This window comes from Trinickia symbiotica (assembly GCF_002934455.1).
GTDB classification, from domain to species: Bacteria; Pseudomonadota; Gammaproteobacteria; order Burkholderiales; family Burkholderiaceae; genus Trinickia; species Trinickia symbiotica.
The window spans coordinates 186,510-200,297 of sequence record NZ_PTIR01000001.1; the positions used below are offsets into that span (position 1 = coordinate 186,510).

12 protein-coding genes are annotated in these 13,788 nt (G+C 62.3%); 2 read left to right on the forward strand and 10 right to left on the reverse strand.

The window, feature by feature from the left end; all coding sequences use genetic code 11:
• Nucleotides 1-2: 2 nt before the first annotated feature.
• The 4 genes from B0G57_RS00895 to B0G57_RS00910 form a co-directional block, all read right to left on the reverse strand.
• Entirely contained in the window at nt 3-890 is an 888-nt protein-coding gene (locus tag B0G57_RS00895) for a LysR family transcriptional regulator (RefSeq protein ID WP_018438673.1), read from the reverse strand.
• 185 nt (nt 891-1,075) lie between these two features.
• Nucleotides 1,076-2,185, reverse strand: a complete 1,110-nt coding sequence (locus tag B0G57_RS00900; protein WP_018438674.1) for an NAD(P)H-dependent flavin oxidoreductase — start codon at nt 2,183-2,185, stop codon at nt 1,076-1,078.
• Nucleotides 2,178-2,972 (reverse strand): LysR substrate-binding domain-containing protein, encoded by a 795-nt coding sequence (locus B0G57_RS00905; protein WP_018438675.1) that lies wholly within the window; start codon nt 2,970-2,972, stop codon nt 2,178-2,180. The genes B0G57_RS00900 and B0G57_RS00905 overlap by 8 nt, the downstream gene beginning before the upstream one ends.
• Before the next feature lie 235 nt (nt 2,973-3,207).
• Nucleotides 3,208-4,719: a CoA-acylating methylmalonate-semialdehyde dehydrogenase gene (locus B0G57_RS00910; protein ID WP_018438676.1), complete on the reverse strand. Its 1,512-nt coding sequence runs from the start codon at nt 4,717-4,719 to the stop codon at nt 3,208-3,210.
• A 110-nt stretch (nt 4,720-4,829) separates the two neighbouring features.
• Here B0G57_RS00910 and B0G57_RS00915 point away from each other — a divergent pair, with 110 nt between their 5' ends.
• Nucleotides 4,830-5,771 carry a LysR family transcriptional regulator gene (locus B0G57_RS00915; protein WP_018438677.1) on the forward strand — a complete coding sequence of 314 codons (942 nt, stop codon included), beginning with the start codon at nt 4,830-4,832 and terminating at the stop codon, nt 5,769-5,771.
• A 59-nt stretch (nt 5,772-5,830) separates the two neighbouring features.
• Here the strand turns inward: B0G57_RS00915 and B0G57_RS00920 are convergent, their stop codons facing one another.
• The 6 genes from B0G57_RS00920 to B0G57_RS00945 form a co-directional block, all read right to left on the reverse strand.
• Nucleotides 5,831-6,208: a superinfection immunity protein gene (locus tag B0G57_RS00920; RefSeq protein ID WP_018438678.1), complete on the reverse strand. Its 378-nt coding sequence runs from the start codon at nt 6,206-6,208 to the stop codon at nt 5,831-5,833.
• Between the two features lie 221 nt (nt 6,209-6,429).
• Nucleotides 6,430-6,969: a GNAT family N-acetyltransferase gene (locus tag B0G57_RS00925; RefSeq protein ID WP_018438679.1), complete on the reverse strand. Its 540-nt coding sequence runs from the start codon at nt 6,967-6,969 to the stop codon at nt 6,430-6,432.
• 139 nt (nt 6,970-7,108) lie between these two features.
• The gene (acpA, locus tag B0G57_RS00930; protein ID WP_018438680.1) at nt 7,109-8,857 is read right to left on the reverse strand and encodes an acid phosphatase; all 1,749 of its coding nucleotides are present in this window, start codon (nt 8,855-8,857) and stop codon (nt 7,109-7,111) included.
• Nucleotides 8,858-9,144: 287 nt separating this feature from the next.
• Nucleotides 9,145-10,107 (reverse strand): SOS response-associated peptidase family protein, encoded by a 963-nt coding sequence (locus B0G57_RS00935; protein ID WP_018438681.1) that lies wholly within the window; start codon nt 10,105-10,107, stop codon nt 9,145-9,147.
• A 58-nt stretch (nt 10,108-10,165) separates the two neighbouring features.
• The gene (locus tag B0G57_RS00940) at nt 10,166-11,356 is read right to left on the reverse strand and encodes a TIGR03118 family protein (protein ID WP_018438682.1); all 1,191 of its coding nucleotides are present in this window, start codon (nt 11,354-11,356) and stop codon (nt 10,166-10,168) included.
• Nucleotides 11,357-11,492: 136 nt separating this feature from the next.
• On the reverse strand, nt 11,493-12,095 hold the full coding sequence (locus tag B0G57_RS00945; protein ID WP_051089953.1) for an isochorismatase family cysteine hydrolase: 603 nt from the start codon (nt 12,093-12,095) through the stop codon (nt 11,493-11,495).
• 467 nt (nt 12,096-12,562) lie between these two features.
• On the opposite strand from B0G57_RS00945, the gene B0G57_RS00955 reads away from it, so the two are divergent.
• The gene (locus B0G57_RS00955) at nt 12,563-13,786 is read left to right on the forward strand and encodes an MFS transporter (RefSeq protein ID WP_020565972.1); all 1,224 of its coding nucleotides are present in this window, start codon (nt 12,563-12,565) and stop codon (nt 13,784-13,786) included.
• The last annotated feature ends 2 nt before the right edge of the window (nt 13,787-13,788 follow it).

Below are 13,788 nucleotides of genomic sequence, written 5' to 3' on the forward strand. Positions count from 1 at the left end.
ACTCAAGCCGCGGCTATGACGGGTCCGAGCTGTGAACGGGCAGTGTCGACGAACGAGCGCATCGCGCTCGATACGTACGCATCGTGTCGGCGGATGAACAGCGTTTCGACGTCGGCGATTTCCGGCGGCACAGTGTGGATGGTTACCAGATTCTGATCGGCAGCAGCCGACACCACGCCCCTCGGCAACAGGGTAACGCCGATACCCGCCGCCACGCAGGCGACGATCGCATCGAGCGAGCCGAATTCGAGCGGCGTCGCCGTCACGATGCCCATGTCGGCGAGCAGTTCATCGAGCCGCTGACGATAGGAGCAGCCGAGTCGGAAGACGATCGTCTTGAGTTCACCGATCGCGTTGAGCGCTTCGCGTGAGCGAATCGCGCGCGCAGTGACGAGCACCAATTCTTCGCGGAAAACCGTTTCGCAGTGAAGATCGGGATGATCGACCGGCCCCGCCACAAATGCGGCGTCGAGACGGCAATCGGCCACGTCCGCCGTCAAGCTGCAACTCGTGCCCGTGGTCAGCGAGAGGCGAACTTGCGGATACATGCGAGCAAAGCTGCTGAGAACGGGGGCCAACCGAAGCGCTGCCGTCGTCTCGAGCGTTCCGAGCGTGAGCGTGCCACCCGGCGCGCCGTCGTCGAGCGCCGCCAGCTTTGCGTCGGCCACGAGCTTCGCGATGCGCGCGGCGTACGGCAGCATCCGCTCGCCGGCCGGCGTCAGGCTCACCCCGCGTACATGCCGCTGAAACAAGGCCACGCCGATCTCACGCTCGAGCGACCGGATCCTCGCCGTGACATTCGACTGCACGGTATGCAGTTCGGCGGCAGCGCGGTTCATGCTGCCATGCCTCGCCACGGCTTCGAATACCTTGAGGTCGGTCACGTCCATGCTTTGCCCCTCGGGGAAGTGGAACACATCGCAAGCATCGCTGCTAATGCTACACCACCGTGTGTTCCCGCCGATGCAAGGAACGAGCCCCCCCGGCATCGTTTCCAGTGCCGGCCGCCTACGGCAGCGATAGAGGGACACGGTGCGCTCGCCATGCGACCGGCTGCGGCGACCGTTTCACGCTTTCAGATAGCGCATCGGTCGCAAAGCCCGCTAACGGCGGCCTTGAACTCCTCCTCCAGTTGCGCGACGAGTTCCGCCGCAGGCAAATCTCGTGCAAGCGCGGCGGCTTGCCCTGCCCATTGCGCACCGTATCCGAATTCGCCCTTCGCCTTCGCGGCAGCATGGAGCGCCTTGCCAATGTCATAGGTGATGGGGTAAGCCGGGACCTGCGGCGCCTCGGCATCGGCACCGAGTTCGGTGAACTTGTTCACGATGCTTCGCGCTCGACGACCGGAAATGGCCTCGGTAAATGTCGTGCGACGCGCGTCGTCTCCGAGCAAAGCACGCCGGTAACCATCGTCGATCGAGGTTTCCGGGCATGCGACGAAGGCGGTACCGAGCTGAGCCGCCGCGGCGCCCAGCGCGAACACCGCTGCGATCCCCGCGCCGTCCATGATCCCACCCGCGGCGATGACCGGCAGATCGAACTTCGATGCGAAGAGCCGCGTCAGTGCGAATATGCCGAGCTCTTCGTCCTGTCGTGGATCGAACGCGCCGCGATGTCCGCCGGCCTCGATTCCCTGCGCGACGATCGCATCGACGCCCGCGGCCACGACCTGCTCAGCTTCGCCGACGTTCGTTGCCGAGGCCAAAAGCCGAATGCCGGCACCTTTGAGCGCGTCGATCGCGCTGCGCGAAGGCAATCCGAAATGGAAGCTGACAATAGGCGGTTTTTCTTCGAGAAAGACGTTGAACATGTCCTCGTCGACGAGAAAGCTCTTGTAGATCTCGTTCAGCTTCGCAGGTGGTGTGGCGCCGAATCGCGCGAAATGCGGCGAGAGCCATGAGATCCACTGACGCTCGACCGCATCGTCCGCCGTCGCCGGCTGGTGGCAGAAGACATTGATGTTGAACGGTTTGCTCGTGAGCGCTCGGATTTCGCGGATGGTCTTGCGCGCGTTATCGGCGTTCATCGCGCCCACGCCATATGAGCCCAGCGCGCCAGTGTTCGAGACCGCAGCCGTCAGCGCCGGCGTGTTGACGCCCGCCATTGGCGCTTGAATAATCGGCTTGTCGACGCCGAGCAAGCTCAACAAGGCTTTTTGTCTTTGGTTGCCGCTAACGCTATTCATTCGCTTCCCCTTTATCCGGATTCAGATAGGACGTGGTGTACCGCGGACGAACGTTTGCTTCCGATTCAGCCGATACCGCCGGGCGTCGATATCTTGGCCGAAAAGCGTGGCCCGTGCGCCGAAGGGCGTGCACGAACTCGACATAAGCCGCACTCATGAACCCTTCGCGGGCGATCAGGAAAGTATCGACCATTCCGAGCGAATGCGTTCGAACATAGGGCATCGTCTGCTGCGCCTCGAGTACTGAGCGCGGGCATAACGCAATACAGCAACCCGCCGCCACGGAGGTCAGGATTCCATGATAAGAGGTCTGCTCGACGACGTCCCAATGCCGTGCATGTGCATTATCGCCAGCGGTTGACGCGAGCCAGCGCTCGAGCACGCGCCGATACGTACATCCCTCGGCAAAGACGGCTATCGCCGCGATTGTCAGGTCATCGACCGCGCGGACATGAGGGTGGCTTGGCGGAAGCACGAGCAGCAATTCCTCAGTGTAGGCGTACGTCGCGGCGAGACCGTCGTTCGCACCCGCTTCGCGGCATGTCTCGTTCGAGGAGACAGTCGATGCCGGTTCGGGACGGGCGACGAATGCACAGTCTATTCGGCCGTCGTGTACGCCGTCCGTCAGCGAAGCCGATGTACCGAGCGATATCTCGAGTTCGACTCGCGGCCAGCGAGCGTGGTAGTCGGCGACGAGCGGCGGCAATCGCGTCGACGCGGTGCTTTCCAATGCACCGATTCGTAGCCGGCCGGCCAACCCATCGCGGTCGCGCGATGACAGATCCATCCGTTCCCGCCTATGTGCCCCTGCACGTGTATCGTCCAGAGAGATCTTCGTTTTTGCGGGGATGCGGGTCAATCGCCAACCGGCAAAACAGCGTTGACTGCGAGGAAAAAGCGGAAGTCTTGCAGCGTCCCAATGCGCGATGCGCCGCGACAATGCGCGGCGCATCCTATTTCCCGAGGCGACACAATGAATGGCATTGGTTCCCCGCGGGAAACCAATGCCTCATCGATCGCGCTCAGCGAGCGGTAGGCATCGCGAACTCGGCGCCCTTCCCTACGCTCTCGGGCCAACGCTGCATGATCGACTTTTGCTTCGTGTAGAAACGCACACCTTCCTCGCCGTACGCGTGCATATCGCCGAACAGGCTGCGCTTGAAGCCGCCGAAGCCGTGCCACGCCATCGGCACCGGAATCGGCACGTTGATGCCGACCATCCCCACGTCGATCCGGCGACCAAACTCGCGTGCGACATTGCCGTCGCGCGTAAAGCACGACACGCCGTTGCCGAACTCGTGCGCGTTGATCAGGTCGACGGCCTCGGTGAAGTCGTGCACGCGAACGCAACTGAGCACGGGCCCGAAGATCTCTTCCTTATAGATGCGCATTTGCGGCGTGACATGGTCGAACAGGGTGCCGCCCGTGAAGAAGCCGTTTTCATGGCCCGGCACTTTGTGTCCTCGGCCATCCACGACGAGCGTCGCCCCCTCTTCGACACCCAGTGCCACATATCCTTCGACGCGCTCGAGCGCCTGGCGCGTCACGAGCGGCCCCATCTCGGCATCCGTCTCCATGCCGTTCTTGATGACGAGCGAGCGCGCGCGCTCGGCCAGCTTCGGGACGATCTTGTCGGCGACGTCGCCGACGAGCACCGCCACGGAGATCGCCATGCAGCGCTCGCCGGCCGATCCGTAGGCCGCACCGATCAGCGCGTCGACGGCCTTGTCGAGATCGGCATCGGGCATGACCACCATGTGGTTCTTCGCACCGCCGAGCGCCTGCACACGCTTGCCATGCTTCGCACCCGTCTCGTAGATGTAATTCGCGATCGGCGTTGAGCCCACGAAGCTGACCGCCTTGACGTCCGGATGCGTCAGCAGTGCATCGACGACGACCTTGTCTCCCTGCACGACGTTGAACACGCCGTCAGGCAAGCCGGCCTCTTTCAGCAGCTCGCCCATGAAGAGCGATGCCGACGGGTCGCGCTCGCTAGGCTTCAGGATGAACGTATTGCCCGCCGCGATCGCGACCGGGAACATCCAGCACGGCACCATGCAGGGGAAGTTGAACGGTGTGATGCCGGCCACGACGCCGAGCGGCTGGCGCATCGTCCAGTTGTCCATGCCGGTCGAAACCTGCTCGGTGTAGTCGCCCTTCAGCAGCTGCGGAATGCCGCACGCAAACTCGATGACGTCGATACCGCGCTCGACTTCCCCTTGCGCATCCGAGAACACCTTCCCATGTTCGGCCGTGATGATGGCCGCGAGCTCGTCGCGACGCTTGTTCATCAGCTCGAGGAAACGCAGCATCACGCGGGCACGGCGGATCGGGGGCGTATCGCTCCACTTCGGGAACGCGGCCTTGGCCGACTCGACCGCCGCAGCGACGTCGCCCGATTCGCCGAGGATGAGCTTGCGGGCTTCCGCGCCCGTCGCGGGATTGAAGACCGCCTGCGTGCGCGTCGCCGCGCCGCGAACCCGATTTCCGCCGATGAAATGCGTGACGTCAGCCGTATCGTTGAAGGCTTTCATTTGCGCCCCTCCAGTTGAGTTGATCTATGCCCCAAAGTTTAAGAACCGCAGCCTCAGCCGCAAAGGCGGTAACATTGAAATGATTGTTTTCATTCGTGAACAATGGGGATATGGATACGCAAAAGGTGGAGGGGCTCTGGGTGCATTTGCACTGGCTGACAGTGCTTGCCGACCAAGGCAGCTATACGGCCGCGGCCAATCGATTGGGCGTCAGCAAAGCAGCGATGAGCCAGCGTATCGCCGAGCTCGAGCGCGCGGCGGGCGTGGCGCTTGTGCAGCGCACCACGCGCAGCGTGCGGTTTACGGAAGCGGGCCAGCGGCTCGTCGAGGCGACGCGCGCGCACTATGAAACGATCGCAAGCAGCTTCGAATCCGTGCGCGACATGGCGGGACTGCCGCGCGGATTGATCCGGTTGACCGCGCCGGTCTCACTCGCGCGCCAGCAAATCGTGCCTCGCCTGTCCGCGTTTCTCAACGAGCATCCTCAGATTCGCGTGCAAATGGAAGTATCGGACAGGCTCGCTTCGCTTGCGACGGAAGGCTTCGATCTCGCGATCCGGCACAGCGCCCGTCCGCCGGAAACCCATGTCGCCTGGAAGCTTTGCAAGACGCAGTCGGTGCTTGCCGCAACCCGCGCCTACATCAAGCGGCGCGGCCTGCCCGAGACGCCTCACGATCTCGCCAAGCACGACTGCCTTTTCTATCCGAGGGGATCGGGTCCGGCCGTTTGGTCGTTCGAGCGCGGCACGGCAAGAAAGAGTTCGGGGGAGCCCGTCGCCGTCACCGTCAATGGTCCGTTTTCGGCGAACAACAGCGAAGCGCTGCGCGATGCCGCGCTCGGCGATCTCGGCATCGCGTTGTTGCCCGACTTCAGCGCACAGGCGGCCGTGCAGTCGGGAAAGTTGGTCGTCGTGCTGCCCGAGTGGCGCACGTTGGGTGCGTTCGCCGAGCAGCTTTATATCGTGCGGCCTTATGCGCATCACGTACCGCAGGCCGTGGCGCTTTTCATCGCTTATCTGCGCTCGGCGTTTGCCGATGGCTTTCCGCTCTGATCGTTGCGCCCGCAACTAAATGTCGTCCGGGCGCAACGGGTTTCCTTTCAAGGCCGGCTTTACTTTTGCCGAGCGTGCTCGCGACCAGCGTTCACCGTCACAGGCACCGGTTGATGCGAGAGCGGGTTCCGGGCAAGTCCGCCGGTCAGCGCCACGCCGCCTTTCGCATGCGCGACGAGCTTGGCGATCGTCGTGCGGGCCCATGCCTGGCGACGCCGCGCGACCACTTGCGCGATCGGGCGGTCACTCGCCGGGCGATGGGCCCATACGAACGCCGCGATCCATCCGATGACGGTCCAACCGAGCAGAACATTGACGAGCGTAATCGCCAGCGCGTCGTCGCGCTCGTTGGCGTCCGCCAAGATCGAAGGCGCCAAGTAGAAGCTGAGCGCCGCAAGCAGAGCAAGACCTTCGAAACCTTTCACAATCGTTAGCATTCCGCCACCTCACATTCATTCGTAGATAAAGCTCGCCCCGCATTGACGAGGCTCGGCTCGGGATGCCGACGCCGCATCCGTCGCGCTTCGAGCGCAACGCGTCGATCCAATGCGTCGACACAACGTTAGAAGTGAGTTTAGGCCTTTACTATCGTAAATCTATGCCGATTGGAACGAATTCACCGTTGCGGTTGCGCTAACAATCGATCGTGGCCAGGGCTCTAGCCCGGAGCGTCACCACGGCGAATGTGATAGCGCTCGTAGTCGCTTTCGCCGCCGCTCATGTCCGTCACTTGCTTCATGCCGATCTTTTCGGCGACACGACGAGACGCGATGTTCTCCGACGCAATATCCGCGATGACCTCATCCAGATGCACCGTCTCGAACGCATGCAGCAGCAGCGCCCTCGCCGCCTCCGTTGCGATTCCTCTTCCCCACGCGCGGCGGACGAGCCTCCATCCGATTTCGACTTCGGGGCCGACGCCATGGTCCGGAATCAGCAAGACCCAACCGAGAAACTGACTCGGCGAACTCATCTCGCGAATCGTCCAATAGCCGAGTCCCGGTGGGTACGGACGCGTGGTGCGCAATTCAACCAAGCGCCGATGCGCGATCGGATCGTTCCAGGGGCCCGCGATGTACCGCGTCACTGCGGGATCGCGATCCATCTCCATGCAGGCATCCACGTCTTCGAGTGTGCGTTGTCGGATAAGAAGACGCGGTGTGTCGAGCGACGGCAGGCGAGCGAGACGGGTCGGCATGGCATTCGAGGGCGAAGCGCGAGCGGTAACAGAACGCCAATATGATGGCAGACGTTCTGCTTTGCCGTTCTACGCCGTCGCCGTCAAGCGCCGGTGGCATGGTGCCGCCGGCGTCCCGTCACGGTGGCGCGCCACTAACTCAGGCGGACAAGTTAAGCGCGTTGGTCAGATCGCCCATCGGCGCCTGGCCGCGCTCGCGCATCGCCGCGTCGCGCGTGCGCAGACCGTCGAGCAACTCGAGATCGAACACGCGCGTGATGAAGCGCAGGATCGACCCCGTGTCGTAGACCGTATGGTCGACATAGCCCTTCTTCGACAACGGCGAGACCACGAGCGCCGGGATGCGCGTGCCCGGCCCCCAGCGGTCGCCCTTCGGCGGCGCGACGTGGTCCCACCATCCGCCGTTCTCGTCGACCGTCACGATGACGACCATGTTCTCCCATTGCGGACTCGCGCGCAGCGCCTTCACGGCATGCACGATGTGGCGATCGCCCGAGGCGACGTCCGCATAGCCTGCGTGCATGTTCAGGTTCCCCTGGGGCTTGTAGAACGTAACCGGCGGTAACCGGCCCGCACGCGCGTCGGCAAGAAAGCGGTTCGTGCTCTCATCGTCGCCGAGGCCCGCGTCGCGCAGATGTTTCTGGCGCGCGGCGGTGCCGGGCCCGAGATTCGCGAAGTAGTTGAACGGCTGATGGTGATACTGGAAGTTCGGAATGACAGGCGTGCCGTCGGTCAGGTTCTTGCCGCGCATCTCGAGCGTCTGCTCGAACGCTCCCGCGTACCACGCCCAGTCGATTCCGCGCTTGCCGAGCTTGTCGCCAATGTGCTCGTGCGTCTGCGGCGGTACGACCATCGCATTGCTGTCGCGCGCGAGGTCGACTACGCCGTCCGCATCGACCGGATAGGGCGTAGGTGCATACGGCGGCATCATCGTGTTGACCGCGTAGCTGACGGTACGGCCGTCGGCGATTGTCTCCGGCGGCGTCAGCGCGCTTGGGCCGAACTTCGGGATGCCCTCCATCGCGCTTTTCGGCGATACGTCGAGCGGCTTCAGGTTCGGGTCGTCCGGCCGTCCGCTGACGGTCGTCGCTATCTGGTGCTTGGCGATGCTACGCGCCGGGTCTGGGTAGACCGGCGGCGTCGCCGCGGCGAGGTATTGGTGATTCAGGAACGAGCCGCCGAATGCGCCCTGGAAGAAGTTGTCGCAAAGGACATACTCGCTCGCGAGGTCCCACATCCTCAAGTCGTAGCTCGCGTTCGCATAGTGGCCCATCGTGAAGCCGCCCGAGTCCGCCCAAGCGGCGAACATGTCGTTCTTGCCGCCGTTGATCTGCATCTGGTTCTGGTAGAACACGTGCCAGAGGTCGTGCGTGACGAGCGACAGCGGCAGGTTTTCGCCCTGTGGGCCCTTGAGGGCGAACGGTGCGTTCGGCAGGTCGAGCTGGTACTGCTCGCCGGCTTTGTAGGTGACGCCGTCCGCGACCTGGTCCTTCAAAAGCCAGCCGCCAGGGACTTTCGGCAGCTTGGGCAACACCGTCGTGCCGTCGCGATCGCGCTGCAGATAGTCTTCCGGCTTCAGCGCTGAGAGCGGACGCTCGACGCCCGGGTAGTCGCCGAAAAGATTATTGAAGCTGCGATTCTCCGCGAAGATCACGACGACTGTCTTCACCTTGTTGCGTAGTGGGTGGTCGAACTCCGGGCCCACCGCGACGCCAGTGACGGCGGCGTTGCGAGGCGTAGAAGGCACCGCGCAACCTGCCAACCCGCCGCCCATCGCGACGGCTGCGACGCCGCCCAAAAAGTGGCGCCGGCTGGGGCGCTGCGGTGTTTGCGTGGGCTCGGAGTCCTTGTCCTCTGGGTGGGAAGTCGGCTGTTCAGGCTTTTTCATTCGTATTCCGTTCGTTGTGAAATCGTCGATGGTGCCGGTCGGATTCCGGGCCTAGGCCAAGCAGAGCGGTAGTGTAAGGCCCGCGCGCCCGCCAACGGCCAACCCGCCCATACTTTGGGGCGATATCTTTGCGGAATTATGGTGACGTTTGCGTGACAGAGGACGCGAGGGTGTCCAACCGCGCATGTATAGCGCAGCTCATTGTGCAGTTGGCGAATGTTGCTGGGATCGCCGATACCCGCGCGCTCGCGCAGCGGCGATATGCCCAGCGTCGCGGACACCGCCCGTTACGCCGCCAGCAAGTGCTCGTAGTACGGCCGTTCACGGTCATCGAGAACGGCATAGAACTGCGCGAGATCGGCGGCGTCAGGGCGAAGCCATGCATCGACGTTATTCGGCTTGATCGGGATGATGCAGCGCGTGTGGCCGACAGCGGCGATTTCGGGGGGAGGCTCGTCAGTAATCGCGGCAAACGAAAGCAGACTCGGTTCGTCCTTTCCCTCCCAGCGCGACCAGAGGCAAGCGAGCAGCATGTCTTGAGCAGAGCTCGGTTTGAATTCGAGAATCACATTCTCGTCTCGCTCGCCCGGCTTCAGTTCGCGCCGCTCGAGCCGTGCCTTGCTGACATGCTCGTAAAAGGCAGTCGCGACCAAGAGACCATGCGAGTACCCGAAGAGCGTCTTCCAGAAGCCTTCGAGGTTGTCCCGTCGAGCAATGTACGTCCCGGGATATTTCTTGTCATAGAAAGCGGGCTTTCCAGCCAGACGACATTGGTATCGCATCGGCTTCACGACGCGCTCCCCACCTTCCATGACGACGACCGGTGCGTAGTGGCCCGGAAAAATTCGCGCGTCCCGTTCTCCGTCCAGCTCAGTCCGGCGCAGATCGTCGAGCCGTTGGAGCGCAGCCTCGATCTTGTTCGTCGCAATTCGCTTGCTTTCGGTTGCGGCCTTTGTCGCCTTGGCCTGCAGGCTGCGCTCCGCATCGGCCAGGCGAGCGCGCTGCTTGAAGATCTCCTGCTCCAGCTTCGCCGCCTGCGCCTTGTTGAAACGCGCGATCATCTCCTTGATGCGCTGCTCTTCATTCGTCTGCGGCTCATCGAACAGCGCATCGATAGCTTTCGGTATCGAGATCGCCCTTCCCTGCTCTCGCTCCCAATAGAGCTGGACGAACTCTCGCAGATCGATGCGTGCGCCGAAAGTCCTGAGGAATTTCCGGTAGTCCGCCTTGATCTGCGCCGAATAGCACATGGTCGCCCTCCTGGTTCGAGCGTCCATGATAGCGCCGCCTCGCGAGCCGCACCTCCCGCTATTGCCTCGGCTCAGCCGACGCCTGTGCCTTGGAGGCGTTCACCGGACCGATCATGCCGAACAGCCCATTGACCTCCTTGTTGGGACCGGCCGAGAAATACAGCGCGTCCGAGCTCGAGTTGCGGCCGCCACCGAGTGTAAGCGTCCACAAGCCGTCGATCGATATTGGATTGCCGTTTGCGTCCTCCAGCTGATCGACGAACGTGCCGTCATTGTTGAAGACGTTGATTCGGCCGTCGCCGAAGTTGCCGATCAGGATTTTTCCACTGAAGCGGCCGAATGCAAACGACGCGCGCGTGACTCCCCATGGTGAGTTGAGCTTCCCTCGGCTGGCAAAGCGGCGCAGCAGATGCCCGTCCGTATCGAAGACATCGACGAAGCCGTTACCGTTGCCAGCGACGTCGTCGTGCTTCTCTTTGTTCTGTTTTGCATAAGTGACGAAAAGGTCACCATTGATGTTGGCGATGCCAAACGGAGCATATCCGGCAGGGATGTGCGGGTCGACGAAGCCACCGTCCGTCGTTGCCGGCGTGAAAAGGCCTTTCGTGCCGCCGCTCGGCCCGAACACATCGATATGCCCAGAGCGGAAGTTCGTTGCAAACAGGAATCCGCCTTTCGCGTTCACGCCGAAGACGAGACCCTTGTATACCGCCCCATTGTCGGCGGACGGAACGGAAGAATTATCAACCGCGATCACGGCGTTGGTCGCCGGATTCAGACCGCCGGCCCAAGCGGAAATCGTGCCGTCCTCGGTCGCGAAGATGAACACGGCAGGGATCGTGGTGCCTGGCACGAGAAACGCCGGTGACGGATTCCATACCATCCCGGTCGGCGCCGCGGGTGCCGTTTGCGGTGGATTGTTCGGGAAGAAAGGATGACAGGCGCTGGCCAGTATAACGTTGCCTGGCAGCGGGATGGAGACCTGTAGCGCCACCTTCGTCCCCTCGCCGTCATACAGCGTGGCGCAGCCTGTCGCATTGTCGTTGACCCAGAATGGGCTTCCCGCGGGACTGAAGGCGATACCCCAAGCGTTCTGCAGTACGCCGTCGACTTTCGGGGCAGCGCCTGCCAAGTTGGACACAAGTGGTGTGACGACATAAACATCATCGTCAGCGGCGTGCCCGATCGAGAAACCGGCCGCGAGGACAAGTGCGGCCGCCGTTTTGAGACCCCAAGACACCTGACACATGACGCCCCTCCTTCGTCTGACTGCTGAGGAATTGCTCCGCGAGTAAGCAGCAGAGAAGCGTAAACGACCGGTGTACTTCGAAAATTCCCGCTCTACTTCCAGAATTCCAATTGCTACCGAACGATGCCAGGGCCGACTAAGCAAGCAACGATAAGGCATCAGCGAGCGACAGCACCGTTGTGCGGGAATCGAACGCCGTTGAGAAAAGATGGTCGTGCACAATTGGATCAGGGTCGTAGCAGCAGTCCTTGACCGTGAACAGGCGAAAGTCCGCATCGCTCGCGTACGCCACCGACGACAGCACGACACCGGTCGACGCGATGCCCACCATCATCAGTGTATCGATACCCTGCGCCAAGAGCCGTGCCTGCAAGTCGGTACCAAAGAACACGCTGGCACGATGCGCGATGATGAGCGGTTCAGTGGGCTGCTGGTTGAGCTCCGGCGCGATCTGGTCGTCGACGAAAAGACCCAGTTGCTTCATTCCCTGCCCATTCCGATTCAATGGACTTACCTCCGGATAGCCCGGACTAAAGTGGATCTTCGCGAAATAGACGTTGACGCGCTTGGCCCGCGCAGCGTCGCACAGCTCGCGCGTATTGGCGAGCAAAGTGGATGCGACCGATGGAAATAGGCGCAGGATGTCGGTCTGATAGTGCATGACCACTAGAGCGGTTTGCGCTGGAACAATCGCCGGAACCTGTGTGTTCACACTGTGCGCCTCGCCGGCGCGTTCCATGCCCTGTTGATGGCCTGCCGAATCGACGGGCCCAAGCTCAATGCGTGGCGGCATAAGGCTACGCGAGAAAGAATGACGCTCGACTCTATCACGGTCACCTCGATTGGATACCCGGGTTGCGACTTGATAACCGCGAGATCATCGGCGCGCGTCCGGCATCGCCGGAGGAGTTGGACGGCATCGCGCTAACAGGGGCAGTCGCAGCGCATGTACGCGGAGAATCTCTGCTGATAGTTTGCCCCCGCGCATTAAAACAACTTTCACAATTCTTTCGTTTCGACTACTAACTAAGATACCCAGTGACGCATGGCGCTATGCGCAGGCGGTAAGGGATTACCCCTTCAAAGGCGCACTTAACCCTGCACTTGCTTAAAGACCCTGTAAACTCGCCTTGCCAACCCAACGGGGGTGCCCGCGGGGCGCCGATCGGCCTTGCGGAAGATTCTGGAGACACAGGAGAAGAAACAATGGCTTGGACACGCGAACAGAGGAATGTGACGATCGCCGCCTACCTGGGCTGGACGCTCGACGCATTCGATTTCTTTCTGATGGTTTTCGTCCTGAAAGATATCGCAGCCGAATTCAATACGAAGATACCCGAAGTCGCGATCGCCATCACGCTCACGCTTGCCATGCGTCCGCTCGGCGCGCTGATTTTCGGCCGCCTCGCCGACCGCTTCGGCCGTCGGCCCACGCTGATGGTCAACATCGCGATCTATTCGTTGCTCGAGCTGGTCTCGGGCTTCTCCCCCAACCTCGCGACGCTCATCGTCCTGCGCGCGCTCTTCGGCGTCGCGATGGGCGGCGAATGGGGCGTCGGCTCGGCGCTGACGATGGAGACGATTCCCGCGCACTCGCGCGGCATCGTGTCAGGCTTGCTGCAAGCGGGCTACCCGAGCGGCTACCTGATCGCCTCGATCGTATTCGGCGTGCTCTACCAGTACGTCGGCTGGCGCGGGATGTTCTTCGTCGGCGTGGTCCCCGCACTGCTCGTTCTCTACATCCGGAGCAACGTGCCCGAATCGCCAGCCTGGCAGGCGATGGAGAAAACCGGTCGCCCGCGGCTCGGCGATACGCTGAAGCGGAACTGGGCGCTCGCCGTCTATTCGATCATCCTGATGACGGCCTTCAACTTCTTCTCGCACGGCACACAAGACCTTTATCCGACCTTCCTGCGCGAGCAGCACAAGTTCGATCCGCACACCGTCTCGGCAATCGCCATCGTGCTCAATATCGGCGCCATCATCGGCGGTCTTTTCTTCGGCGCGGTCTCCGAGAAAATCGGCCGCCGCAAGGCAATCTGCATCGCCTCCCTCATCGCCCTCCCCGTACTGCCGCTATGGGCGTTCTCGAGCGGTGCCATTGCGCTCGCCATCGGTGCCTTCCTCATGCAGATTTCGGTGCAAGGCGCATGGGGCGTCGTTCCAGCGTATCTGAACGAAATCTCACCCGATGAAATTCGAGCGACGTTCCCCGGCTTTGTCTATCAGCTCGGCAACCTGATCGCGTCGGTCAACGCCACGCTGCAAGCAGGCGTCGCGGTGAGCCACGGCAACAACTACGCCTTCGCGCTCGCCGTCGTGGCGGGTGTGGCCGCCATCGTCATTGCCATCCTGATTCTCTTCGGGCGCGAACGGCGCGGTGTGGACATGACCCGTTCCGCCGCGCAAATCGGCGAACCAGTCAGATAATC

Coding starts and splice junctions, on each gene's coding strand:
- acpA (WP_018438680.1), bottom strand. CDS start 8,857: ATGAAAAAGCCTGAACAGCCGACTTCCCACCCAGAGGACAAGGACTCC.
- B0G57_RS00945 (WP_051089953.1), bottom strand. CDS start 12,095: ATGGAACGCGCCGGCGAGGCGCACAGTGTGAACACACAGGTTCCGGCG.
- B0G57_RS00895 (WP_018438673.1), bottom strand. CDS start 890: ATGGACGTGACCGACCTCAAGGTATTCGAAGCCGTGGCGAGGCATGGC.
- B0G57_RS00920 (WP_018438678.1), bottom strand. CDS start 6,208: ATGCTAACGATTGTGAAAGGTTTCGAAGGTCTTGCTCTGCTTGCGGCG.
- B0G57_RS00940 (WP_018438682.1), bottom strand. CDS start 11,356: ATGTGTCAGGTGTCTTGGGGTCTCAAAACGGCGGCCGCACTTGTCCTC.
- B0G57_RS00900 (WP_018438674.1), bottom strand. CDS start 2,185: ATGAATAGCGTTAGCGGCAACCAAAGACAAAAAGCCTTGTTGAGCTTG.
- B0G57_RS00905 (WP_018438675.1), bottom strand. CDS start 2,972: ATGGATCTGTCATCGCGCGACCGCGATGGGTTGGCCGGCCGGCTACGA.
- B0G57_RS00915 (WP_018438677.1), top strand. CDS start 4,830: ATGGATACGCAAAAGGTGGAGGGGCTCTGGGTGCATTTGCACTGGCTG.
- B0G57_RS00925 (WP_018438679.1), bottom strand. CDS start 6,969: ATGCCGACCCGTCTCGCTCGCCTGCCGTCGCTCGACACACCGCGTCTT.
- B0G57_RS00910 (WP_018438676.1), bottom strand. CDS start 4,719: ATGAAAGCCTTCAACGATACGGCTGACGTCACGCATTTCATCGGCGGA.
- B0G57_RS00935 (WP_018438681.1), bottom strand. CDS start 10,107: ATGTGCTATTCGGCGCAGATCAAGGCGGACTACCGGAAATTCCTCAGG.
- B0G57_RS00955 (WP_020565972.1), top strand. CDS start 12,563: ATGGCTTGGACACGCGAACAGAGGAATGTGACGATCGCCGCCTACCTG.